Below are 23,332 nucleotides of genomic sequence, written 5' to 3' on the forward strand. Positions count from 1 at the left end.
CGGACAGTCATTCTAAGCATACTTAGCAATATTCGGGGAAGGATCCGGTCCGCGCACTGCCGGGTCACGGGCTCGCGGTCAGGTGCCTGCCCTTAGACGCTTGCACTCAGCACTCAGCACTCAGCGGACGCGGGCCAGGGCGAAACCGTCCCAGCCTTTGGACCCGACAGTCTGGATCACGGTGGCATCGAGCTGCGGATGCTGGCCCAGCAGTTCCAGGGCGCTGATGATCCCGGGGGCATTAATCTGGTCCATGGAAGGATCCAGCACCGCGCCCTCCCAGACGGCGTTGTCCAGGACCACCACGGTTCCCGGCCTGCCCAGGCGCACGGCCCACTCAAGGTACGCGGCGTCGTTTTCCTTGTCCGCATCGATGAACACAAAATCGAACGGTTCCTGGCCCTCCGACTGCAGCGCGGCCAGGGTGTCCAGGGCAGCGCCCACCCGGATCTCCACCTTGTCCCCCAGGCCGGCAGCCTCCACATTCGCCCTGGCGATGTCCGCATGTTTGGCGACGTATTCGCACGTCACCAGCCGGCCGCCGTCGGGCAGTCCCTGCGCCATCCAGATGGTGCTGAACCCTGCAAGCGTGCCGATCTCCAGCACCCGGCAGGCGCCGGACAGCTGGACCAGGAGCTTGAGCAGCTTGCCGGCGTTGGGCGTCACTTCGATGGGCGGCATCCCGGCGTCGACGGCGGAGCGCACCGCCTGTTTCAGCGCAGGGTCGGGATGCACCACGGTAGTTGTGAGGAAGTCTTCCACGGCCATCCACCCTGGCTGGGTCTTGTGCTCAAACATGGCCACAGTCTGGCACGCAGGCATGCGACGGTCTAGGAGCAGGCGCAGGAACCAGCCTAGGAACCGTCTGAGAGGGCCTCTTCGAGGCGGTCCACCTTGGCGCTGAGTTCGCCCTCGTAACCGGGCCGGATGTCCGCCTTGATGACCAGTGAGACGCGGCTGCCAAACTCTCCTACGGCCTCGGTGGCGCGCTTTACGACGTCGAACACCTCGTCCCATTCGCCCTCGATGGTGGTGAACATTGAGTCCGTCTGGTTGGGCAGGCCCGACTCCCGGACGATCCGCACGGCGGCCGCAACGGCGTCGTGCACTGATGCGTCGGTGGGACGCGATCCCCCTGCAGGTGTACCGGACGGGGCGACTGAAAATGCAAGCAACATAGGGCAAGTCTGCCATGTGGCCCAACCCGAAACGGGTCTGGTGACGCCGGCGAAGCGTCACATACGTTGCTACCCTCCGGTAACCGTGAAGGCTGCCTGCGGCATTGCTAACCTGAACGAATGAGCATTGCTGTCGTCCGCAAGCCACTACGCGCAGACGCTGCCCGGAACGTGGACAAGATCATCCTGGCCGCGCGCCAGTGCTTCCGCGAGCATGGGCCGGAGGTTCCCCTCCAGACCATCGCGCTGACAGCAGGCGTTGGCCCGGCCACCCTGTTCCGGAACTTCGCCGACAAGGAGGAGCTGGTCCTGGCCGCCCTCAACCGGCAGCTCCGGGAGTCGGTGGACCCTGTCATGGCGGACGCGTTGGCGGACATCGACGCAACTGCGGGACTGCTGCGCGTCCTCGAGGCCATCATGGCCGCAGCCAGTGCTGATGCCAACCTGCTGGGCGCCGTTGCGGGCCGCCGCGAACTCCTCACCGGCATCTCCGGGTCGCTGATGGATTCCATGAGTGTCCTGCTGGGCCGCGGCCAAGGTCAAGGCACCCTGCGTGCGGATATTTCCATGACTGACATGTTCCGCCTGCTCGCCATGCTGATCGGCGTCGTGGACACCATGGAGCCCGGTTCCGACGCCTGGCGCCGCCCGCTGGCACTGATCGAGGACGCCATCCGCACTGAACGGCCCCACCGCCCGTTGCCCGCGCATGTGCCGCTGCCCGCCCCGCAGCTACAGGGTCCACAGTTCACCTGACAGCCCGCGCACTCCCGCCGGACCACCACCACGGGCGTCCCATTGTTGGTGTCCAAACGTTGGATTAGACTCAAGTAGGGTTACGCAGCCAGCCTCTGAATCTTCGGAGGGAGCATCGTGAAACACACCCAGCGCAGCCAATCCAACGCCATCGTCCGCCGATGAACCAGACCCGCTTGTCCCAGGTTATCCACGACCCCCGCGGCCCCGAGGAGATCCTGCCGTCGCTGGCGGCGGAGGACTTGGCCAATCTGCTGGACGCCCTCTACCAAAACCTCGACACTCCCACCCCGGTATTCGGTGCACAGGCGTGGTACGAGCTGGCCGTCGAGGAAAGCGCCCGCCGGACCGGGTCGCCAGAGGATGAGCAAACCGCCTGACCGGCCTACGGCCCGGACCACGAGGGTGGCTGTGCCGTGCTGACGATGAGCCCAATCAGCTGGCGTCGCCCCCGGGGTTCTTTTGTTGATGTTTGGTTTCTTCGGGCGTGTTCTCCTGCGGCCCGACGCTGCCTTTCCCCTCCGCCGGGGGAGGCTCCTGGCCGTGCTTGTGAGGCTCATGATCGTAGTGATGGGGCACGTGCTCCTTGGCCTCCAACAGGTGCTGCTGCAGCTTCTCCTCCGCATCGCGGCGGCGCCGGGAAGTATCCCGCAGTTCCCGCGTCGATTCGGAGACAGTGGTGTCATAGACCGGCCGCGGCTTCGGGTCTGCAGCCTGGGGGTTGCCGGTTCCGCTATCCGGATCCGGGGTGTTGGGCTCTGGCTGTTCGTTCATCTTGACTGACTCCTTTAGGCCGTAGCGACAGTCTCACGCCGATACACCGGCCGGCCATCAATCGTCAGGTTCCGTTTCCCGGTTTCGGAGTTCGGCCCGTACGGCCGCGCGCAGGGCGGTGATGTTTGCTTCCTGACTGACGTCCAGAGCCAGTCTCATCCGCTCGGAGAGTACAACCAGGTCCTCCGGCGGCAGGTCTGCCAGAGACCGGAACCGGGTAAAGAAGCGCTTGACCGGAAGCCCGGCGCGCCATCGATCACGTGCTGGACGGCGGGTTTTGCTGGGTCTCGCACCGGCTGGGTGCAGCCTTATTTCCATGGTCAGCGCTCTCATGAGAGTCCACGGCCAACTGCATAGCCAGGCCCATGCTATAACGCATATGAGCCGCACCACCAGTGCTCCGGCGTCGGTTTCACGAGATCGGCGGTCAGTTCCATCCGATGAGCCGCAGCAGGGCTGCGGCACCGGCTCCCACCACCACCACCAGCAGGAAGGGCGCCCGGAAAGCCAACGCAACGGCGGCGGCGGCGAGGGCTCCCAGCCGCGCGTCGGCGGCCAGCGTCTGGCCGGACGCCACAGTGTTGACAATGGTCAGGGATGCCAGAAGTCCGATGGTCATGGTGCCGGCGATACGCGACATCCGGGGGTCCTTCAGCAGCTTCGCCGGGACGAAATAGCCCACCAGCTTCCACGCGTAGGCAAGGACGCACGCCAGCAACAACCAGATCCAGAGATTCATGCGCCCGCCTGCCCCGTCTGCCCGTGGCCGTCCCTGCGGCTGTCCCTCTGGTTGTCCAGGTGCGCATCCCGGGTTTTGTCCCGGCGCCCGTGGTGCTCGTCGTAGGGATCCACGTCCGGCTCCAGGCCTTCATCACTGCGTCCGTGGCTGAACCAGCCGATCACTGCAGCCACCACCGCGGCGATCAGGATGGGCACGCCCGCGGGAACGAACGGCACGGCCAGCACAGTGGCCAGGGCGCACACCACGGCAATCGCCGCCGGTTCCCGCCCCTTGAGCCGCGGCCACAGCAGGGCCAGGAATGCGGCCACTGCCGCACCGTCCAGGCCCCACTGTTTGGGATCACCCAATCCGCTTCCTGCGAGGGCCCCCACGGCGGTGAAAAGGTTCCAGAGTACGTAGATGCCAATGCCGGCCGTCCAGAAACCGCGGCGTTGCTCGTCGGGGTCGGTCTGCCCGCTGCTGGTGGCGGTCGACTCGTCAATGGTGACTTGTGCGGCAACATACTTCCGCCAGCCCGTCGGATGCAGGAGGGCGTTGAGCTGCATGCCGTAGATGCCGTTCCGCATGCCCAACAACGTGGCTGCGCTCATGGCGGCAATTCCGGAGCCTCCGCCCGCCACCACACCGATGAACGCGAACTGGGAACCGCCGCTGAAAAGCAGCAGGCTGAGCGCCATAGTCTGCCAGAAATCAAGTCCAGAGGTGACCGACAGCGCGCCGAAAGACACTCCGTAGAGGCCGGTGGCGATGCTGATCGAGATTCCCACCCGCACGGCGGGCGAGGCGAGCAGCTTCACCGCCGTCGTCCCGGGTTCCGCAGGCTCCAAGCCCACAGGATGAGCGGCAGCTGAAGCGGAAACCGGACGGTGTGTACCTTGCGCTGCGTCGGGGACCCGGCGGAGCCATAGGCGCGGCGAAGCGCGTCCACGTGGCCGGCCAGGAATACCGTGAACATTGCAGTCACGGCGGTGGCGGTTGCCCGCCGTGTCACCGGGATCAGGAGGCCGACGGCGGCACCCGCCTCCAGCAGTCCGCTCACCGCAATCCATTCCTCCCGTGACATCACCGCCAGGGGCCGCCGACCGCCGTCGGGAGCTGGCACTGCGCGCCCCGCCGGCGACTCGCCGGCACCTGGAGTCTCGCGGCACAGATAATCCGGGACCACCTGTTCGAAGAACCGCGGCTCCCGGAAGTGCTTCATGGCGCTGGTCATCAGCAGCGCGCTCATGGCCGCCGCGGAGACTGTTTGGGTGGCCCGGGCGGACCAGCGAAAAGGCATGGGTCCACTCAATCACAGCGCCGCCCCGGGGGGCTAAACAGCAGCGACTCAGGACGGCAGCTGGACCTGTTGCCCGCTCGATTGCAGCTGCGCCAATACCCTGGCCGGTTTGTTCGTGGTGATCTCGTGGATTCCCAGCCCTTGGCAGAGCGCCACATCCCGCTCCGAATCAACGGTCCACACGCGGAAACGGCGGCCGGACTCCAGCCAGCGCTGCACGGTCCGGGCGTGCTCGCGGACGTACATGATTCCGGGCCCCGCGAGTCCCACGTCGCACTCGTCCAGGATGCGTTCTCCTTCCAGCTGCGCCGCCTTCATCAGGTTGGCGATGGCGCCGCCAGCCAGGGGGCCGAGGCTGAGTTCGTCACGGAGTTCGTCGACGTCGATGTCGTCCACCAGTTGGCAGATGAATTCGGCCGGCACACTCCGGAGCAGGTGCTTTACGGAATCCGGGCTGAAGCTCATGAACGTCACCTGGATGTTGTCCACCGAAGAAGTTCCGGGGTCCCAGCCTTCGCCCCGGAGCACGTCCAGCACACGGTCTTCGAGTTTCAGCTGGTAAGGACTGGGGTGCTTGAGCTCGATTGCCAGGCCGATCGGCCGACCAGCGCCGCGCAGGATGTCCAGGAGTTGGGGGAGCGTGAGGAACTGCTCTGACTTTGCGCCGTATTCCTCCGGGATCCGGGCGCCTTTCCACGATGAGAAGTCCAGCAGCCGCAGCTCCGCCAGCGTTCGGTCAGCAACAGGTCCGGTTCCGTCCGAGGTCCGGTCCAGGTTGGCGTCATGGAGCAGCACGGCGTGCTGGTCCCGCGTCAAGTGGACGTCGCACTCCACCCCGTCCGCGCCGTCGGCAATGGCCTGGAGGTAAGCGGCGCGCGTGTGTTCGGCAAATGCCGCGCTGGCGCCCCGGTGGGCAAAAACCAGTGGCCGTTCCGGCTCAGACTCCTCGAATGTCATGAGGACACGCTAGCGGACGCCACCCGGCGGCTCGGCGCTAGGCTGGGCACATGCAGGTGAACTCTGAGCCAACTACCCGCCAGGACCCGTCCCGGCCCGCAGGCCCCGCGCCGCGGTCGCCCAAGGCGAGGGCCGCCGTCGTCGGTCATCAACTCAGCGCCGGGGACGCCGAAAAGGCGGCAGCGCTGCGGAAAATGAAGCTGGTGGCGCTGGGACTCCTCGTTGCCATGGCCGTCATTTTTGTGTTCGCGTTCGCGCTGCAGAAAGAGTATCCGTGGCTGCAGTACGTCCGCGCCGCGGCTGAGGGCGGCATGGTGGGCGCGCTGGCCGACTGGTTCGCCGTGACCGCGCTGTTCAAGTACCCCATGGGCATCAAGATCCCGCACACCGCCATTATCCCGCGCCGCAAGGACCAGATCGGGGCGTCGCTGGGTGAGTTTGTGGAGACCAACTTCCTGTCCGAGCAGGTGGTCCAGGAGAAGCTCGCTTCGGTGGACCTCGCCCGGAAGGCCGGCCAGTGGCTCGCCGGACCGGGCGGCGCCGAGCGCGTGGCGAAGGATGGTGCCGCCGTCATCCGCGGCGCGTTCAAGGTGTTGAACGACGACGACGTCCAAGCGGTCATCGAGGGAATGGTGCGTAAGCACCTGCTGGCTCCGCCGTGGGGACCGCCGGTGGGCAGGATGGCGGAGCGGATTTTTGCGGACGGGCACCACCACAAGCTGGTGGACCTGCTGGTGGACCGCGCCGCGGACTGGGTGGACGACAATCACGAAACCGTCAGCCGGCTGGTCTCGGACCGCTCCCCCACCTGGGTCCCGCAGTTCGTGGACGGGCTGGTGGGCGACAAGGTGTACGTGGAGATCCTCAAGTTCTCGCGCGCCGTCCAGTCAGATCCGAACCACCAGGTCCGGCAGCAGATCGACAAGTACCTGAACGATCTCGCGCAGGACCTTCAGCATGATCCCGCGATGATCGCCCGGGCCGAGGACATCAAAGCACAGGTTCTGGGAGACCCCGAGGTCCGCGAGCTGGCCTCCCGCACCTGGGGAACCGTGAAGAGCGCCCTGTTGTCTGCGGTGGACGATCCGGACAGTGAACTGACGGTCCGGTTCAAGGTTGCCGTCCGCGACTTCGGCTCGCGCCTGGTCAACGACGCCGAACTGGCCGGCAAGGTCAACGCCTGGATCGGCGACGCCGCGGGGTACCTGGTGCGGACCTACCGCTCCGACATCGCCGGCGTGATCACCGATACCGTGGCCCGCTGGGATGCCCAGGAAACGTCGCAGAAGATCGAACTCCAGGTGGGCAAGGACCTGCAGTTCATCCGTATCAACGGCACCGTGGTGGGCTCACTGGCCGGGCTGGTCATCTTCAGCGCGGCGCACCTGGTGTTCGGCTGACCTGGCCCTCAAAAGCAACGCGGGGCGGTTACGCGAAGGACTCCAGCTGCACGCCGGCCGCTTCGAGCCCGGCGCGAACACCGGCGGCCATTTCCACGGCCCCGGGGGTGTCGCCATGGATGCACAGGGAGTCGGGCCGGACCTGAACCACCGTTCCGTCCACGGCCACAACTTCGCCCTTCGTCGCGAGCCGCACTGCGCGCTCAACGATCGAGTCGACGTCGTGGAGGACAGCACCAGCCTGGGAGCGCGGCACCAAGCTCCCGTCCGCCTGGTAGGCGCGGTCCACAATGGCCTCAACAAAGACCGGGTGGCCGGCTTCCTTGGCCTGGATCAGCAGCTGTGAGCCCGGCAGCCCGAGGATCGGCAGGCCGGGGTCGTAGGCCTGGATGGCGGCAACCACGGCGGAGGCCTGCTCGGCGTCGTGGACCAGGCGGTTGTACAGGGCGCCATGCGGCTTGACGTAGTCAACGGAGGCACCGACGGCGTGCGCCACGCCGTCGAGCGCGCCCAGCTGGTAGAGGACGTCGCCGAACAGCTCGTCGAAGGACATGTCCAGGGACCGGCGGCCGAAGCCGACCAGGTCCCGGTAGCCCACGTGCGCACCGACGGTGACATCAAGCTCGAAGGCGGCGCGGCAGCTGTCCAGCATGGTGACGGGATCCCCCGCGTGGAACCCGCAGGCCACGTTCGCGCTGGTCACCAGCCGGAACATGGCGGCGTCGTCCCCCATGTTCCACGAGCCGAACGATTCGCCGAGGTCAGCGTTAAGATCCAAGGTTGTTGCCTTCCAAAGTAAGTTTTTCCGGTTCCGCCGCCACAGCCTTGAGCTCCCCCGGGATGGTGTCCGGCATGGGGCCAAAGGCTTCCTTGGCGTTGGCCACCACGGCACGGCCCATTATGAGGTTACCGGCACCGCCCACCACCGCGCCGATGCCGAACGGAAGCGCCCGGCCAAGCAGCGCCGTGCCCTGGCGTTTGAGCAGGTTCTTGAGGAAGGCCTTCTGGATCTTGTTCCGAATGGCACCGAAGCCCGATGGCATGGACTTGGTCAGCACGTTGCCCCATGCCTGCGTGGCGCTGGCTCCCTTGCCCATGGCCTGGCCGCTCAGCGTTCCCAGCAGGGCAGTGCCTTCTTCGCCCAGCATGATGGCCATGACCATGGTGCTGGCCTTTTCCGGGTTGGTCAGCCGGATGCCATGAAGTTCCGCCAGCGAGGTGGCATAGAGTGCCGTGGCCTCGAGGAAGCCAACGGTCGCCACGGCGGAGAGGCCCAGGGAGGCCACGGTTCCGACACCGGGCACAACGGCGGTTGCCCCGACGATCGCACCGCCGCCGGTCACCGCCCGCAGGTAGTCGCGTTCGAGGATCTCCGCGAGCCTGGCGGCGCTGGCGCGCGGGTGTTTGCGTTGCAGCCGCCGGACGTAGGCGAGCACCAGCGGCCGCTGGATTTCGACTGCCCGGAGGAGCATGTTGTGGACTCCGGGTTTCGGCTTGCCGTCGGCGTCGAACACCGCGTTGTGGGCGGTCTCCTGTGCGATACGTACTGCGGGATTGCTGCGCTTGGCCATGGTCACCTCTGCTTCGGTACTGCTTGTGTCCGCCGGCAGTTTTTGGCTGCGGCCCTGCCTTAACACTAAGGGTGCTTAAGAGTAAGCGGTCCCGGCGCCGGGCCCCGGCGTTGAGTTCCGCCAAAATCCCGCCCAGCCTAGACTTGCCCTATGCCCACACTCCAAGCCCTGCGGCCCTTTGCGCACCGCGAGTACCGGGTCCTCATAGCGGCGCTGGCCATCTCCATTTTCGGATCCGGCATGTGGGCTGTCGCCATGGTCTACCAGGTGATCCACCTCGGCGGCGGCCCGCTGGAGCTGTCACTGGTTGCTACTGCCGGCAGCATCGGGCTGGTGGCCTTTGTCCTCGCGGGCGGGATCGCCGCAGACCGCGTGCCGCAGCGGCTCCTGATCATTGCCGTCGAAGGCGCCAACCTCGCCGTTATCGCGGCGATCAGCGGGCTCGCCATGGCAGGGTGGCTGCAGCTGTGGCATCTCGCCGTGGGCAGCTTTGTGCTGGGCGTGGGCGCCGCGTTCTTCTTCCCTGCCTACTCCGCGATCCTGCCGCGCATCCTGCCGCCCGAAGACCTGCTGGCCGCGAACGGCATGGAGGGGACCATGCGGCCCATCCTCCAGCAGGCGGCCGGACCCGCCGTCGCGGGCGTGGTGGTGGCCGCGCTCTCGCCGTCGCACGCCGTGACCGGAGTGGCCACCTGCCACCTGCTGGCGTTCATCGTCCTGAACTTCCTGGGGCGCCATGCCTTGGACGCGCCCCACAACGGGGCCGACGGCGGGGCTCACGCCGGGTCAGACGCAGACGCCGGGGCAACGAGCCACGCGAAAACGTCCTTCTTCCACGACCTCCGCGAGGGCATCAGCTACACCATCCGCACACCGTGGCTGCTCTGGACCTTGCTGTGGGCCTGCGTTTCCGTGCTCTTCCTGATCGGTCCCATCGAAGTGCTGATGCCGTTTGTGGTCCGCGACCAGCTCGGCGGCGACTCGAGAATGTTCGGCTTCCTGCTGGCCGTGATGGGTGTGGGCGGGGCCGTCGGCTCGCTGGTCACGGCTTCCTTGAAGCTGCCGCGCCGCTACCTCACGGTGATGATGGTGTCCTGGGGCGCGGGCAGCCTGCCGCTCGCCGCCGTCGGCATTCTGGACAGCTTCTGGACCGTGGCCGCCGCAATGTTCGTCTGGGGCGCCACCGGCAGCGTGGGCATGGTCATCTGGGGCACCCTGCTGCAGCGACGCGTGCCCAGCCACCTGCTGGGACGCGTCTCCAGCCTGGACTTCTTTGTGTCCCTCGCGCTGATGCCCATCTCCATGGCACTTGCCGGACCGGCAGCCGAGGTCTTCCCCATCTGGGCAATTTTCCTGGCCGCCGGCGTCGTCTGCCCCGTCCTGGCGGTGATCGCCATGATCGCCGCCCGGATGCCCGCCGACGAACTGGCCCACCCGCTGGACAGGCAAGTTGCAGTGGAACGCACGACGGCGGCGGGAGACTGACGCGCCCCTTCACCTGAGGCGCGCAATCACCTCAGGCGCGCAATCAAGTCAGGCGCGGAATCCCACAATGGGGAGGCTCGCCGTCGGGGGCCCGCTGGGGAAGACAGTACGCTCCGGAGCCTCAAAGGGGTCCAGGGCAACCCGGACCGGGTCCGCACCAATGGCGTGAACCTGGCCGCGGACATCCACGTCGAGCGGTCCGCCGCTGCGGACGCTGAGCGTGAGTGCCCCGGCGTCGAGCTCCACCAGCAGCAACCGGCCCTGGATCTTCAGGTGGAAGGACAGTGCCTCCCACTCGGCCGGCAGCCGCGGATCGAAGAACGGCAGCTGGCCCTGGTCCCGAAGCCCGGCAAAACCGGAGACCAGCGAGCTCCAGACTCCCCCGGCGGAGGCGATGTGCACGCCGTCGATCGTGTTGCCATGGGTGTCGTCCAGATCGATGAAAACGGCGTTCGTGAAGTGCTCCAGGGCAGCTTCTGGGTGCCCCACCTCGGCGGCCATGATCCCCTGCACGCAGGCGGACAGGGTGGAATCGCCGGTGGTGATGGGGTCGTAAAAATCGAACGCGCGGCGCTTCTCCTCGGCGGAGAAGTCCTGCCACTGCAGGAACATGGCCAGCACGGTGTCTGCCTGCTTCAGCACCTGGTGCCGGTAGATCACCAGCGGGTGGAAGTTCAGCAGCAGCGGGTACTTGGACCGGGGGATGGTCCAGTCCCACGGCTCCAGGGTCATGAAGTCGTTGTCCTGCGAGTAGACCTGCAGGTCTTCGTCGAAGGGCAGGTGGATGCGGGCCGCGGCCTGCTCCCACAGCTCGCGTTCGGCGTCGTCGATCTCCGGGTGGTCCAGCGCCGCAGCGGCCCGCAGGTTAAAGCGGGCCATCACGTTGGTGTAGAGGTTGTCGTTGACAACCGCCGTGTACTCATCAGGGCCGGTAACGCCGTGGATGTGGAAGGCCCCGTCCTTGCCGAAGAAGCCCAAGGCGGCCCACATCCGGGCGGTTTCGATCAGGAGCTCGGCACCCATACCCTCACGGAAGGTTTCGTCGCCGCTGGCCCACAGGTAGCGGTTGGTGGCGAAGGCGATGGCCGCCGCGATGTGGAACTGCGCCGTGCCGGCGGCGTAATAGGCGCTGGCTTCCAGGCCGTTGATGGTGCGCCACGGGAACAGTGCGCCCTCCACGCTGAGCTCCTTGGCCCGGATCTTGGCGGCCGGCAGCATGTCGTGCCGGAACTCCAGGACCTGGCGGGCACCGTCGGGGTTCGTGTAGGTGAGGTAGGGCAGGAGGTAGACCTCCTGGTCCCAGAAGTAGTGCCCCTCGTAACCCGATCCTGTGACGCCCTTCGCGGGGATGCCGGCGATGTCGGCCCGCGCAGTGGCCTGGGCCAGCTGGAACAGGTTCCAACGGATGGCCTGCTGGAGTTCGGGCTGGCCGCCCACCACGATGTCCGAGGTGTCCCAGTACGCGCGGTAATGCTCGCGGCTCTCGGTGAAGATGTCCTCCACGGACCGGAGCCCGGCTTCGGCGGCCTCAGCCGCGTCCCGATCCGAGTCCTGGACGCCGCGGCCGGCGGCATAGCTGACGCTCTTTTCGAGCCGGAACGGCTCGTCGGCGCGGACGGCAAGGACGTACCGGACGCTGCTGTCGTCTTCGCCTGCAGCGGTCTCAAAGGGCTGGTGGCCGGCGGAAGTCCAGTGGTCCACGGCGATTCCCACGCGCTGCCCGGATTCCGCCGCTTCCCAGGAGAGGCGGAGCGAGCCGTCGCCGCCGTCGGTCCTTACCGGCAGCAGGACCCGGCCTGCGTGCCGGCCTGCCCGGCGCGGGTCATGCGCCGAGTGGTCCTCCACAGGCTGGTCCTGGCGGTTGATGACGGAGGACGTCACATCGGCGGAAACCTCGCGGTCCGAAGCCACTTCGAGCGAGATGCCCAGGCTGCCGCGTGAGGCGAAGCCCACGGCGCGGCGTTCGGTGGTGGTCACCGTGGCGCCGGACCGGCACAGCCAGGTGATCCGGCATTCGTAGATGCCGGTGGCGAAGTCGACCGAGCGGCGGTAGTCCAGCACGGCTGATTCCGCGAGGGTCAGGCTCTCGCCGTCGATGATCACCGTGAAGTTGTTCGCATCAGGGATGTAGATGATCCGCTGTCCGGTCCGGGCGAAGCCGAACGCGTTCTCCGCATGCTTGATGTCCCAGATCTCATGGAGGCCGTTGATGAAGCTGCCCGGAAGGTCTGCATCCGAGGCCGCCCAGTGCGCACCGCGGATGCCCAGATGGCCGTTGCCCAGGGCAAAGAGCGTCTCAAGGGTGCCCGCGCTGCCCGGCTGGTGGCGTGTTTCCACAAGCTGCCAGGGGGTGTTGGGGAACCGTTCACGGTCCGCGGTGATAAGAGCCATGGTGTTGGGGTCCTTCGGCGTTGTGCGTTGCGGGGAAGTGCTTCGTGCCTGAGGCCGGGGGAGCGTCAGGCGGCGATGGCTGTTAGAGCAGTTCGTCGAGGTCGTTGACCACGCTCGTGGCTCCGGCGTCGAGCAGGGTCTGCCGGCCGGCGCCGCGGTCCACGCCGATCACCGAGTGGAACTGCCCCGCGTGTCCGGCTTGGACACCCGAGACTGCATCCTCAACCACCACGCACTCTTCGCTGGGCAGACCCAGCAGTTCCGCGGCGTACTGGTACGTGGCAGGACTCGGTTTGCCGGGCAGGCCCTGGGCCGCAGCCACCACACCGTCAACCACTATTTCGAAGTGCCCGTTCAGGCCGGCGGCTTTAAGCACAGCCGGAGCGTTCCGGGATGAGGAGACGACGGCGACCTTGAGTCCGCGGTCCACGGCGGCTTCCAGGAAGCGCACCGAGCCTTCAAACGGTTCGACGCCGGCGCTGACGATGTCGTTGAAGACCTTGTTCTTCCGGTTGCCCAGTCCCTGGACGGTGGCGTCTTGCCCGGGGTTCTCGATGGAACCTTGACCGGCGGTGCCGTCACTGGGCGCGCCTTCGGGGAGCACGATGCCACGCGACGCCAGGAAGTCCCGGACGCCGTCAAACCTGGGCTTGCCGTCGATGTGATCGAAGTAATCGTCCTCGCGGTAGCCGGGCACATCCGGACGGGACGCCAGGAAGCCCTCGAAGAGTTCCTTCCACGCCTGTTCGTGGACAGTGGCCGTGGGGGTCAGCACGCCGTCGAGGTCGAACAGGATGGCGGAGGCAGTGGTCCAGCTGGTGCTTTGGGTTTTCAGAACGTCAGTCATGCGCGGTGTCCTTTCAGACGGCGGGCAACAGGCCGGATGTCACGGGCGGGATGCCACGGGGCGGTATGTCACGGGGCGGTAAGTAGTGGGGCTATGTAAGCGGGGGCTGTGCAAACAGGCGGAACGTGGAAGAGCTGGCAGAAAAGCGGCGGGCAGCAAGGATAGGGTCCAAGCAAGGAGCGGAGAGGGGCGGCCACGATGCCGCCCGGTCAGCAGAGACGGCTAAGGGCCACGGTAAAACCACGGCGGGCCGATGGGCTGCTGTTTAACGTCTTCTTCCATCATGAGCGCCTTGGCGCGGCCTGACAACTTGGCGCCGCAGGCACCGCGGCGCAGGGCGGGCAGGAGGCCTGGATGGAGGCCTGGCACATGGCATCTGTCCGGCTGCCCTTTCCGACGGTTTCAACGGCCCGCAAAGAGTGGGCCACCGACGAGTGTAAGCGCTTACAAATTTCGCGCGCAACTGTTTTTTGTCATATTGCGATACGGGGCACACGCCCGGGCAGGCACAGGGTTCAACCGACGCGCTTGAACCGATTACGCAGTTCAGCCGAGCACGTAGTGGCGCAGGAAGGCGCTGACGTCCACCATCTCCGTCTTGCTCATGGCGTGGCCCATGCCCGGATACGTCCTGGCGGTCAGCCGGGTGTTTTCGTTCAGCCATTGTCCGGTGTAGGCCGTGGCGTCCTCATTGATCACCAGGTCCGCCTTGTCCCGCCCCCAGAAGAAGGGCGGCGGGGCCGTGAAGGATTCGGTCAGGGACAGCAGCTCGTTCTCCAGCACAAAACCGGAAAGCCCAACCGTGGCCCTGTAATCCGAGGGATGGAGCCGGAGCAGCGTGCTGGCCATGGCCATTCCCTGCGAGTAACCCAACAGACTCACGCTGACGTGCTGGCCCCTGACAGAGTTGATCCACGCTTGGACGGTGTTGGTGGCTGCGATGACATCCGCGAAATCGTTGGCCAGGAAGTAGTCCAGCAGGAACCAGCCGTAGTGGTCGCCGATCACCATGGGTGCGCGCAGGGCAACACAAGTGAACTCGGCCGGCAGGTATTCGAACAGCCGCACCATCCGCGACTCATCGGTGCCGTAGCCATGCATCATGACCAGCAGCGGCGTGCCGTCCCGTTCGCTTTCCGGCTTGGACCACGTAACTGTTTCCATCGGATCAGCGTAGCCAGTCCAGCGGGCCAGCGGCTCGCATCGGCTCTTGCCGCGAATATGCCGGAAAAGCCGCCCGCCCTGCTTGGCTCTCTATTCTGCCCCGGACCCGAGGCGCCCGGCCGCATCCTGTTGGACCGCAGCAGCCTTGGATGAGAAGTCGGCGATGGTCCGCAACTGCTCGTCGCTGTAGCCTTCCAGCAGGGCCGCCAGCCCGCCCATGAAATCCAGGAAATAGGGCGCCGCGGCAGAGGCCTGGTCCCCCACCAGTTCGATCAGCACCTTGCGTCGGTCCTCCTCATGCCGGACGCGCCGGGCCACACCCTTGGCCTCGAGCCGCTGCATCAGGCCGGTCACGGATGCGGGGGCCAAGCCCGACCGCTCGCCGAACTCCCCGCCGTCAGTGGGCCGAAGCGCATCAGAATGTCGATCGCCTTCCCCTCGGTGGCTGAGAGTCCCCGCAGTTCGGCGAACGAAACAAATCCAGAAGGAATCTCAATGATGTTGTCAACGGATGCTGGCGTGCTGCTCTATTCCCCCGAACGCTTGGCCGGGGGAACTTTGGGGGCTTTTAGTCCGTCCAGCCGGGGTAGGGCTTGCGGTCCTGGTCGGGGAGTTCCGCGGCCGTGGCGGGGAGGTTGTCGGGGCCGTCGGACTGACCGGATGCCCAGTGGAAGAACACCTCGGCGGTGATGGCTTCGAAGCAGGCGTTTTGGGAGCGGAACCAGTGGGTGGAGGTGTCGCCCTCGACGCAGGTGCCGTAGCCGAACAGTTCCCCATGGCTGTCGTGGGTGCGGGCGACGGTGAAGATGATGTAGGGCCACGATCCGGCGTCCCAGCCTTCGCTGGCCCAGTCCGGCGGCAGGGACCAGGCGGTGCCTTCGAGGGTGTCCGTCCAGTCGTATCCGTCCCCTGCTCGGCATCGGCGGGAAGGGCCGGGGCGGAGACCGCTTCCGCGGTGTCGGCGGTGACGGTGCGGGTCGACGTTTTTGTATTCATGAGGTGATGCTCCGTTTCACTCGGGCGGGGCAGGTGCCTGACCTGCCGGCTTCCCTCTCCCCACCATGTTTTTTGCCTGCTGGCGGAGCATCGCGTAGCTGTGCACGACGGAACCGGGGCAACCCGAAGGGCAAGCAGCGGATGGATTGTGTGAGGAAATCAGCGCAGCGCCGAAGCCAATCCATCTGCTGCGCGGCCGTCCGCAGGACGGTTGCGCCGATGGAGCGGTCACGTAAGATCCAACGGACAGCAGCAAAAAAGACAAAAGAGCTTGTACTGCCCGAGCACAGCGAGGCCCGCGAACTACCTCGGCGCTGTCTGAGCGAAGCTGGGCAACGAGGGCGTCCGTCACCCGCCGTTCAGGAGCACCTGCATTGCCGCTGCGACTGTCGTAGCCAGTGTTCTAGTGTCTTAGCCGGCAAGTCTGCAGTAATCCCTGGGGCGTCGGGGCTAGCCAGGCCAACGACCACCCGTTGCCGTAATAGATGAAGCATGCTTCACTAATTGTGTGGAGGGGAGTATCCCCCGAATGTCCCGTCGTCAGTACGGCCGACCCTGAGCGGCCCGGCGGGACAGGTCCCTTGGGACCGGGAAAGACCTCCAGTTGGTTTGAACTGACTGGAAGCGGGTACTCCCTGATGAATGTTCCTTTTTGGGCCTGGCTGGCCGTTCTTGCCTTTATTGTCCTGATGCTTGCCGTGGACCTGTTCGCGCACCGCAAAGCGCACGTCATCCGTGTCCGGGAAGCCGCGCTCTGGTCCGCCGTCTGGGTCGCCTTCGGTGTTGGCTTCGGCGTCCTGATATGGCAGGTCTACGGTGCGGAGTTTGGCCAGCAGTACTTCGCCGGATACCTGATCGAGAAGTCCCTCGCAGTGGACAACGTGTTCATCTGGGCGATCATTTTCACGTACTTTGCCGTCCCCCGCGAGTACCAGCACCGGGTGCTGTTCTTCGGGGTCCTGGGCGCCCTGATCTTCCGGGGCATTTTCATCGCGGCGGGCTCCGCCATCATCGCCAGCGCCGAGTGGGTGCTATACATATTCGCGGCGTTCCTGCTCATCACCGGCTACCGGATGATCCGCCACCGCAACGACATGCTTGACCCGGCAAAGTCCCGGGCACTGAAACTCTTCCGCCGGCGCGTGCCCATGACGAACGACTTCCACGGCCAGCGGTTCCTGATCCGCAAAAACGGCATCTTGCTGGCCACCCCGTTACTCGCGGTGCTGGTCCTCATCGAGGTCACGGACATCATCTTCGCCGTGGACTCCATCCCCGCGATCTTCGCCGTCACCGACGAAGTGTTCCTGGTCTTCACCGCCAACGCCTTCGCTATCCTGGGCCTGCGGGCCATGTACTTCCTGCTCGCTGACATGATCCACCGCTTCATCTACCTCAAGATCGGACTCGCGCTCGTCCTGATCTGGGTCGGCATCAAAATGCTCCTCAAAATCGACATCTACTACATCCCCACCCCACTGTCCCTGGCCGTCATCGCCACCATCCTCGGTGTGTCCATCGGCGTCAGCCTCTGGGCCACCCGCGGCCAAGAACGCCGGGCTCCCGAGGGGCCGGCGCACTCCCCCTTCGGAACCACATCACCCGAGGAGATCGTGGCCCTGGAACCACTATGGGGCAGACGCCGTGGCACGAAAGCCACCTCAACACACCAACAGGGCGACGCCGAGAAATCAGACGCGGACCCGCACTCACCCACAAAGGGTGACGCGCATGAAAGATGAACCGGTCCGCCCGGTGGCGGCACTGATACTTGATGGGGCAGGAGCCCCTGAGACTGCGCGGCGCGCAGCGGCGCTGGCCATGATGGAGGGCAGGCCCCTGATACTCCTGGTGCCCGTGGAACGGACCGGATTCAGCCTCAACCCCCTCACCCACCGGCTCGCAGCCATCCGGCAGACTGCAGAAGCAGAGGCGATCGCTGCCCGGGTCCGGCCGGTGCTCGAAAGTACCGCGAGCGATTTCCAAGTCCGGGCGGTTCCCTGTCTTTTCACACAAGCAGGGACCACCGGAGGCGCCTCGCTGAAAAGCACCAAGGCCGCCGCACGGCGAATCCGCGCTTTCATCCTCGTAACTCCAATCAGGCAAGATGGTGGAACGATCATCACGAAGGCCCAGCGCCTGCGTCCCGACAGGCATGCGGGCGCCATCGGAGACGTCAGCGAGGAGCAACCATGACAATCCCGCCGCCAGTTCCGGAAAGTGGCCTGCAACCACCGCTTCCTGCAGCACCGCCAACACCTTTGCGCCCAACATGGACCTTTCTCACGAACCACGGCCACGTCCTGCTGGCGGTGGCAACAGACCCTGACGCCCGCGTGAAAGACATCGCCGAGAAGGTCGGGATCACACCACGATCGACCCTGCAAATCCTCAAGGATCTCGAAGCCAGCGGATACCTGCACCGCAGCCGGGACGGACGACGAACCCGCTATGCCATTGAACCCCACCAGCACTTCCGGCACCCCGCCACAGCAACCAGGGAAGTCGACGGACTGATCGGCCTCTTCGCAGACCCCCCGCCCTCAACCGCGGCGGAGCCACCCCAGGACATTCGTTCATCCCGACCGCATGACCGCCCCCGGAAACGGTATCCCGCAACCTAATTTCGCGCATTCGAATGATCGCGTTCACCACGGCCTGTAGCCGCTTGTCAGGCGGCCAGCCGTGCTGTCGAGACCGGGACCGGTGTGTAGGTGGTGCCGTCGCGCAGCATGGCCCAGAGGACGTTTAGTCTGCGGCGGGCCAAGGAGAGCATTGCCTGGATGTGGGTTTTACCTTCGGTGCGTTTGCGGTCGTAGTAGACCCGCGATGCGGGGCAGCTTTTCAGCGCCGAGAGGCCGGAGAGGTAGAAGACACGCAGGAGCCGGCGGTCGTAGCGGCGGGCCCGGGCGGCTCATTGCCGGTTATCCTCCCGGAGTCCCGGGGTGCTGGTGCGTGTCCGGCGACGCGGGCGAACCGATCCGCAGTCCGAAAGACGGTGAGGTCACCTCCAGTGGCGCCGAGGAACTCAGCGGTAAGGACGGGTCCGAAGCAGGGCATGCTGAGCAGGGTCTCGGCGTTCCGGTGTTCGGTGACCTTCTCACTGATCAGCGCATCAAGGCATCCAAGTCTTTGTCCAGGGCGATGATTTCCTGGGCGAGGGCCGCGACGATCAGCTCCCCGATGTGCTGTGCCGGGACAGCGGTCTCCTGGGATTTGGCGGCGTCGATGGCGGCCTGGGCGACCACGGCGGACGAGCGGGCGCCGATCGCTCTCCCGGAAGGCCGCGGAGAACTTCGACTGGGTCTACCGGCACTGGGGAGCCGGGCGCGGCTCGGGATTTGAAGCCAGCGTTCCGCCCAACACCGGACACATAAGGTAGCCTGACGCTGGAAAGCATGCTTAGCAAGTGCGTCGCACAGGATGCTGCCGCGCGTGTACCACCCCTCCAAGATCAGCGGACAACAAGGAGCAAGTCATGAGAATCGGTTCCTCCATCTTCCTTATTGCACTCGGCGCCATCCTGGCCTGGGCCGTCGCCCCGGGACTCATCCCCTTCATAGACCAGGTCATGGTGGGCTACATCCTGATGGCCGTTGGTGTGATCGGACTGATCGCCTCCCTCATCCTGGCCTCACCGGGCCGCAGCCGCCGCGTCAGCGAAACCCGTTCGGTGGTTGATCCCAACACCGGCGAGCGCATCACCCGGAACGAAAGCCGCGACGGCGGCATCTAGGCTCCACAACCACCCGGACGCCGGGCCGGACCACACAGGTCCGGCCCGGCTTTTCCGTTTCCGCGCGAAAACCCGGCCTGCGAACTTTGTTTCATGTGGGTTTCCATTGACAAACCAACATAAGCGAAGATAAAGTCAAGTAATTCAACATCATGTGATGCCAGTCACTGGACTTCACAGCCGCTGGGATTCAGCACTTTACGCAATGGAGGGTACGTGTTCGCCGAGGAGCGCCAGCAGAAGATTGCCGAGCTAGTCGCCGGCACGGGCCGGGTCAGCGTGACCATGCTGGCGGAGCGCTTCCGCATCACCACCGAAACCGTCCGCCGCGACCTCGCCACCCTCGAAACCACCGGCACGGTGCGGCGGGTCCACGGCGGAGCAGTTGCGGCCGACCGCTTCAGCACCACCGAGGAAAGCATCACCGAACGGACCATCCAGCGCCCGGACCAGAAGATGCGCATCGCGCAGGCTGCCCTGGCCCTCATCCCCCAGGCCACGTCCGGCAGCATCCTGCTCGACGCCGGTTCCACCACCGAAGCGTTGGCCGACCTCCTCTCCCGCCGCGCCGCCGTCGAACCTTCCGCCGGCGAAACTGGAGCCGAACTGGTGGTCATCACGCACGCCGTTCCCATCGCAGCCAAACTGTCCAGCACTCCCGGAATCGCCCTCCAGATCCTGGGCGGCCGTGTGCGGGGCCTCACCCAGGCCGCCGTGGGGCAGTCAACAGTGGAGGCCGCGCAGCGGATGCGCCCGGACATCGCCTTCATCGGCACCAATGGCATCCACCCCGCCTTTGGCCTCAGCACGCCCGATCCTGAAGAAGCCGCCGTCAAGGCAGCCTTCGTCCATTCGGCACGCCGCATCGTGGTGCTGGCCGATTCCTCCAAGCTGGACGCAGAAACCCTGGTCCAGTTCGCCTCCCTGAAAGATCTGGACACCTTGATTACAGACAGCGAGCCCAGCCCCGAACTGGCGGCAGCCCTGACCGAGGCCGGCGTCGACGTGGTGATCGCGTGATCGTCACCTTCACGGCCAACCCCAGCCTGGACCGCACGGTGGCCCTGCCCGGACCCCTGGAACGCGGCGAAGTCCAGCGCGCCGTCTCGGTCAGCCAGGAATCCGGCGGCAAGGGCGTCAACGTCTCCCGCGCCCTGGTTGCCTCCGGCCTGGAGACCATCGCGGTGCTCCCGGGCGCCGCGAGTGATCCCGTCCTCGCCGGGCTGCTCCACGATGGCGTGCCGTTTGCAGCCCTCCCCATCGACGAGCCGCTGCGAACCAACGTGGCGCTGACCGAGCCGGGTGGCGTGACCACCAAGATCAACGAGCCCGGCCCCATCATGGATGGAGTCCAGCAGGAAGCCCTGATCGGCCTGCTGCTGGAACGCGCCCGCGGCGCCAGCTGGGTGGTCCTGGCCGGTTCCCTGCCTCCCGGCTTCCCGGCCGACTTCTACGCCACCGTCACGCGGCGGTTGCGGGCGGCAGCCAACGGCGGCACGCCGCTCATCGCCGTGGACTCGTCCGGCGCTCCGCTCGTCGCTGCCGTAGCTGATGCTTCGGCGGACGGTGTGTCCGGGAAACCGGACCTCCTCAAACCCAACGCCGAGGAACTGGCGGAACTGGCTGCTGCAGCCGGCTTCGCCACGGCGTCCACCGCAGACGAACTTGAAGCGGATCCGGTGGCCGCCGCAGCGGCCGCCGCCGCCGTCGTGCGTTCCGGTGTGGGTGCTGTGCTGGCAACTCTCGGATCCAAGGGAGCTGTCCTTGTAACGGCCGACGGCGCGTGGCTGGCCACGCATCCGCCGGTCGCCGCGGTCAGTACTGTCGGCGCGGGCGATTCATCGCTGGCTGGCTATCTGCTCGCCCACGGCCAGGGCGCCGCCCCGGCCGATTGCCTCCGTCAGGCTGTGGCACATGGTGCCGCCGCCGCTTCGCTGCCGGGTTCCACTGTCCCGGCAGTCCACCAAACCACCCCGGAAGCCGTAACCATCACGGCCCTTCGAAAGGATTGACAGTGACTCAGCTCATCACCATCGAACTGGTCGAGCTCGACCAGAACCTGGGCACCTCGCCCGAGGACGTGATCCGGCACCTGGCCAGCAAAGTTGCTGCCACCGGCCGCGCGTCAGAAGTTGAAGGCCTCTTCGCCGACGCCTTCGCCCGCGAGCAGAAGACAGCGACCGGCATCCCGGGCGGCATTGCCATCCCGCACTGCCGCTCAGCCGCCGTCCTCGAACCCACACTGGCCATGGCCCGCCTTAACCCCAAGGTGGACTTCGGCGCCAAGGACGGCCCTGCGGACCTGATCTTCTTCATCGCCGCCCCCGAAGGCGCAGACCAGGAGCACCTGAAGCTGCTGTCCAAGCTAGCCCGGTCCCTGATCAAGAAGGACTTCACTGCGGCCTTGCGTGCGGCGTCTTCCCGCGAGGAAATCGTGGAATTGGTGGACGGCGCCCTGGCGGACAAGCCGGCATCCCACGCCGCTCCAGCATCTACCGATGCTGTTCCTGATGCCGCCGCTGCCGGGGCCGGCGCGTCTGCGGCCCGGCCGAAGCGCCTGGTGGCAGTGACCGCGTGCCCCACCGGCATCGCCCACACCTACATGGCCGCCGATTCACTGGTTGCCGCTGCCCAGGAAATGGGCGTGGACCTGCAGGTGGAGACCCAGGGATCCTCCGGCGCCAAGCCCCTGGACCCGGCGGTCATTGCCGCCGCTGACGCCGTGATTTTCGCGGTGGACGTGGATGTCCGCGGCAAGGAGCGCTTTGCCGGCAAGCCCGTCATCAACGCCCCCGTCAAGCGCGGCATCGACGAGCCCGCCAAGATGGTCCAGGAGGCTCTCGCCGCGGCTGACAACCCGAACGCACGCCGGGTTCCGCATTTCGGTGCCGAGGAACAGGCTGATAATGCGGCCATGGAAAAGGGCGAGCACATCGGCCAGAAGCTGAAGAAGGCCCTGCTCACGGGCGTCAGCTACATGATCCCGTTCGTCGCCGGTGGCGGCCTGCTGATCGCCCTGGGCTTCCTCCTGGGCGGCTACGACATCACGGGCGTCGCTGACAAGGTGGTGGTGGAGAACAACTTCGGCAACCTGCCCGAAGGCGGACTCGCGATCTACCTTGGCGCGGTCATGTTCAAGATCGGCGCCCTGTCCATGGGCTTCCTGGTTCCCGCACTGGCCGGCTACATCGCTTACGCGATCGCCGACCGTCCAGGCATTGCGCCCGGCTTTGTTGCCGGCGCCGTCGCAGGGTTCATGGGGGCAGGCTTCCTCGGCGGCATCGTGGGCGGCCTGCTCGCGGGCTACATGGCCCATCTGATCGGGACGTGGCAGGTGCCGCGCTGGCTCCGCGGCCTGATGCCCGTGGTGATCATCCCGCTGCTGGCTTCAATCTTTGCCTCCGGCCTGATGTTCCTGGTTCTCGGCGGCCCCATCGCCGGACTCACCACCGCACTGAACTCCTGGCTGTCGGGCATGACCGGCGCGTCCGCCGTCGTCCTCGGAATCATCCTCGGCCTCATGATGTGCTTCGACCTCGGCGGCCCGGTCAACAAGGTTGCTTACGCGTTCGCTGTTGCCGGCCTGAGCGCCGGCAGCGCCACCAACCAGGCGCCGTGGCAGATCATGGCAACCGTCATGGCTGCCGGCATGGTCCCGCCGCTGGCGATGGCCCTGGCCACCGTGCTCGACAAGAAGCTCTTCAGCCTGGCTGAGCGTGAAAACGGCAAAGCGGCCTGGCTGCTGGGCGCGTCCTTCATCTCCGAAGGTGCCATCCCGTTCGCCGCGGCGGACCCGCTGCGCGTCATCCCCGCCAGCATGGTGGGCGGTGCCCTCACCGGAGCCCTCTGCATGGCCACCGGCGTTACGTCGCAGGCACCCCACGGCGGTATCTTCGTGTTCTTCGCCATCGGCAACCTGATCATGTTCATCGTCGCCATCCTGGCCGGAACCGTGGTCAGCGCGCTGGCAGTCATCGCCCTCAAGCGCTGGGCCGTCCGCGAGCCCGCTGCTACCGTGGAGACCGTTCCCGCAACGGTCTGACCCCGCCTTACCAA

The 23,332-nt window shown here is 66.2% G+C and carries 24 protein-coding genes and 1 pseudogene; 11 read left to right on the forward strand and 14 right to left on the reverse strand.

All coding sequences use genetic code 11. The features are described 5' to 3' along the window. Window positions 1-120: 120 nt before the first annotated feature. Window positions 121-798, reverse strand: coding sequence for an O-methyltransferase (locus CXR02_RS16450; protein WP_104062962.1), 678 nt, complete (start codon window positions 796-798; stop codon window positions 121-123). A gap of 56 nt (window positions 799-854) precedes the next feature. Further along, window positions 855-1,178: a thiamine-binding protein gene (locus CXR02_RS16455; protein WP_104062963.1), complete on the reverse strand. Its 324-nt coding sequence runs from the start codon at window positions 1,176-1,178 to the stop codon at window positions 855-857. A gap of 120 nt (window positions 1,179-1,298) precedes the next feature. Here CXR02_RS16455 and CXR02_RS16460 point away from each other — a divergent pair, with 120 nt between their 5' ends. Beyond that, on the forward strand, window positions 1,299-1,934 hold the full coding sequence (locus CXR02_RS16460; protein ID WP_104062964.1) for a TetR/AcrR family transcriptional regulator: 636 nt from the start codon (window positions 1,299-1,301) through the stop codon (window positions 1,932-1,934). Window positions 1,935-2,095: 161 nt separating this feature from the next. After that, the gene (locus tag CXR02_RS16465; RefSeq protein WP_104062965.1) at window positions 2,096-2,314 is read left to right on the forward strand and encodes a hypothetical protein; all 219 of its coding nucleotides are present in this window, start codon (window positions 2,096-2,098) and stop codon (window positions 2,312-2,314) included. 55 nt (window positions 2,315-2,369) lie between these two features. Here the strand turns inward: CXR02_RS16465 and CXR02_RS16470 are convergent, their stop codons facing one another. The 5 genes from CXR02_RS16470 to CXR02_RS16495 all read right to left on the reverse strand — a co-directional run bounded on the left by CXR02_RS16470 (window position 2,370) and on the right by CXR02_RS16495 (window position 5,686). Continuing rightward, the gene (locus CXR02_RS16470; protein ID WP_104062966.1) at window positions 2,370-2,708 is read right to left on the reverse strand and encodes a hypothetical protein; all 339 of its coding nucleotides are present in this window, start codon (window positions 2,706-2,708) and stop codon (window positions 2,370-2,372) included. 427 nt (window positions 2,709-3,135) lie between these two features. Continuing rightward, entirely contained in the window at window positions 3,136-3,447 is a 312-nt protein-coding gene (locus tag CXR02_RS16480; protein WP_104062968.1) for an AzlD domain-containing protein, read from the reverse strand. Continuing rightward, entirely contained in the window at window positions 3,444-4,247 is an 804-nt protein-coding gene (locus CXR02_RS16485) for an AzlC family ABC transporter permease (protein WP_258061051.1), read from the reverse strand. The genes CXR02_RS16480 and CXR02_RS16485 overlap by 4 nt, the downstream gene beginning before the upstream one ends. Beyond that, window positions 4,244-4,729, reverse strand: a complete 486-nt coding sequence (locus tag CXR02_RS16490; RefSeq protein WP_104062969.1) for a hypothetical protein — start codon at window positions 4,727-4,729, stop codon at window positions 4,244-4,246. Before CXR02_RS16490 ends, CXR02_RS16485 begins: the two co-directional genes overlap by 4 nt. Before the next feature lie 48 nt (window positions 4,730-4,777). After that, complete coding sequence (locus tag CXR02_RS16495; RefSeq protein WP_104062970.1) at window positions 4,778-5,686, reverse strand: glycerophosphodiester phosphodiesterase family protein; 909 nt, start codon at window positions 5,684-5,686, stop codon at window positions 4,778-4,780. Between the two features lie 50 nt (window positions 5,687-5,736). Here CXR02_RS16495 and CXR02_RS16500 point away from each other — a divergent pair, with 50 nt between their 5' ends. Further along, complete coding sequence (locus tag CXR02_RS16500) at window positions 5,737-7,086, forward strand: DUF445 domain-containing protein (RefSeq protein ID WP_104062971.1); 1,350 nt, start codon at window positions 5,737-5,739, stop codon at window positions 7,084-7,086. A 28-nt stretch (window positions 7,087-7,114) separates the two neighbouring features. On the opposite strand, the gene CXR02_RS16505 is transcribed toward CXR02_RS16500, so the two are convergent. Together CXR02_RS16505 and CXR02_RS16510 are read right to left on the reverse strand one after the other, a co-directional pair. Then, entirely contained in the window at window positions 7,115-7,864 is a 750-nt protein-coding gene (locus tag CXR02_RS16505; protein ID WP_104062972.1) for a LamB/YcsF family protein, read from the reverse strand. After that, window positions 7,854-8,657, reverse strand: a complete 804-nt coding sequence (locus CXR02_RS16510; protein WP_104063037.1) for a hypothetical protein — start codon at window positions 8,655-8,657, stop codon at window positions 7,854-7,856. Before CXR02_RS16510 ends, CXR02_RS16505 begins: the two co-directional genes overlap by 11 nt. 150 nt (window positions 8,658-8,807) lie before the next feature. Between CXR02_RS16510 and CXR02_RS16515 the strand changes: the two genes are divergently transcribed. Continuing rightward, complete coding sequence (locus CXR02_RS16515) at window positions 8,808-10,142, forward strand: MFS transporter (protein ID WP_104062973.1); 1,335 nt, start codon at window positions 8,808-8,810, stop codon at window positions 10,140-10,142. 48 nt (window positions 10,143-10,190) lie between these two features. Here CXR02_RS16515 and CXR02_RS16520 read toward each other — a convergent pair whose 3' ends face one another. The 4 genes from CXR02_RS16520 to CXR02_RS16535 form a co-directional block, all read right to left on the reverse strand. Beyond that, complete coding sequence (locus CXR02_RS16520) at window positions 10,191-12,533, reverse strand: glycoside hydrolase family 65 protein (protein WP_104062974.1); 2,343 nt, start codon at window positions 12,531-12,533, stop codon at window positions 10,191-10,193. An 82-nt stretch (window positions 12,534-12,615) separates the two neighbouring features. Next, window positions 12,616-13,380 carry an HAD family phosphatase gene (locus CXR02_RS16525; RefSeq protein ID WP_104062975.1) on the reverse strand — a complete coding sequence of 255 codons (765 nt, stop codon included), beginning with the start codon at window positions 13,378-13,380 and terminating at the stop codon, window positions 12,616-12,618. 546 nt (window positions 13,381-13,926) lie between these two features. After that, window positions 13,927-14,544, reverse strand: coding sequence for an alpha/beta hydrolase (locus tag CXR02_RS16530; RefSeq protein WP_104062976.1), 618 nt, complete (start codon window positions 14,542-14,544; stop codon window positions 13,927-13,929). A 90-nt stretch (window positions 14,545-14,634) separates the two neighbouring features. Then, window positions 14,635-15,024, reverse strand: coding sequence for a MarR family transcriptional regulator (locus CXR02_RS16535; RefSeq protein WP_104062977.1), 390 nt, complete (start codon window positions 15,022-15,024; stop codon window positions 14,635-14,637). Window positions 15,025-16,178: 1,154 nt separating this feature from the next. Here CXR02_RS16535 and CXR02_RS16540 point away from each other — a divergent pair. Genes CXR02_RS16540 through CXR02_RS16550 form a run of 3 tightly spaced genes read left to right on the forward strand, consistent with a single transcriptional unit; the run spans window position 16,179 to window position 18,164 of the window. After that, complete coding sequence (locus tag CXR02_RS16540) at window positions 16,179-17,282, forward strand: TerC family protein (protein ID WP_104062978.1); 1,104 nt, start codon at window positions 16,179-16,181, stop codon at window positions 17,280-17,282. Beyond that, a complete protein-coding gene (locus CXR02_RS16545) occupies window positions 17,272-17,736 on the forward strand; it encodes a hypothetical protein (RefSeq protein WP_146072561.1) in 465 nt (154 codons plus the stop codon). The genes CXR02_RS16540 and CXR02_RS16545 overlap by 11 nt, the downstream gene beginning before the upstream one ends. Then, window positions 17,733-18,164 (forward strand): MarR family winged helix-turn-helix transcriptional regulator, encoded by a 432-nt coding sequence (locus CXR02_RS16550; RefSeq protein ID WP_104062980.1) that lies wholly within the window; start codon window positions 17,733-17,735, stop codon window positions 18,162-18,164. Before CXR02_RS16545 ends, CXR02_RS16550 begins: the two co-directional genes overlap by 4 nt. Window positions 18,165-18,211: 47 nt before the next feature. Here CXR02_RS16550 and CXR02_RS16555 read toward each other — a convergent pair. Beyond that, window positions 18,212-18,803, reverse strand: a pseudogene (locus CXR02_RS16555) (transposase); the annotation flags it as partial. Window positions 18,804-19,018: 215 nt separating this feature from the next. Between CXR02_RS16555 and CXR02_RS16560 the strand changes: the two are divergent. The 4 genes from CXR02_RS16560 (at window position 19,019) to CXR02_RS16575 (ending at window position 23,318) form a co-directional block, all read left to right on the forward strand. Further along, a complete protein-coding gene (locus tag CXR02_RS16560; protein ID WP_056348963.1) occupies window positions 19,019-19,276 on the forward strand; it encodes a DUF6458 family protein in 258 nt (85 codons plus the stop codon). A 216-nt stretch (window positions 19,277-19,492) separates the two neighbouring features. Beyond that, a complete protein-coding gene (locus CXR02_RS16565) occupies window positions 19,493-20,296 on the forward strand; it encodes a DeoR/GlpR family DNA-binding transcription regulator (protein WP_104062981.1) in 804 nt (267 codons plus the stop codon). Beyond that, window positions 20,293-21,288 (forward strand): 1-phosphofructokinase family hexose kinase, encoded by a 996-nt coding sequence (locus tag CXR02_RS16570; protein WP_104062982.1) that lies wholly within the window; start codon window positions 20,293-20,295, stop codon window positions 21,286-21,288. Before CXR02_RS16565 ends, CXR02_RS16570 begins: the two co-directional genes overlap by 4 nt. A gap of 2 nt (window positions 21,289-21,290) precedes the next feature. Beyond that, window positions 21,291-23,318: a fructose-specific PTS transporter subunit EIIC gene (locus CXR02_RS16575; RefSeq protein WP_104062983.1), complete on the forward strand. Its 2,028-nt coding sequence runs from the start codon at window positions 21,291-21,293 to the stop codon at window positions 23,316-23,318. Window positions 23,319-23,332: the final 14 nt, after the last annotated feature.

The sequence above is a fragment of the Arthrobacter sp. 4R501 genome, from assembly GCF_002929755.1.
Lineage (GTDB): Bacteria > Actinomycetota > Actinomycetes > Actinomycetales > Micrococcaceae > Arthrobacter.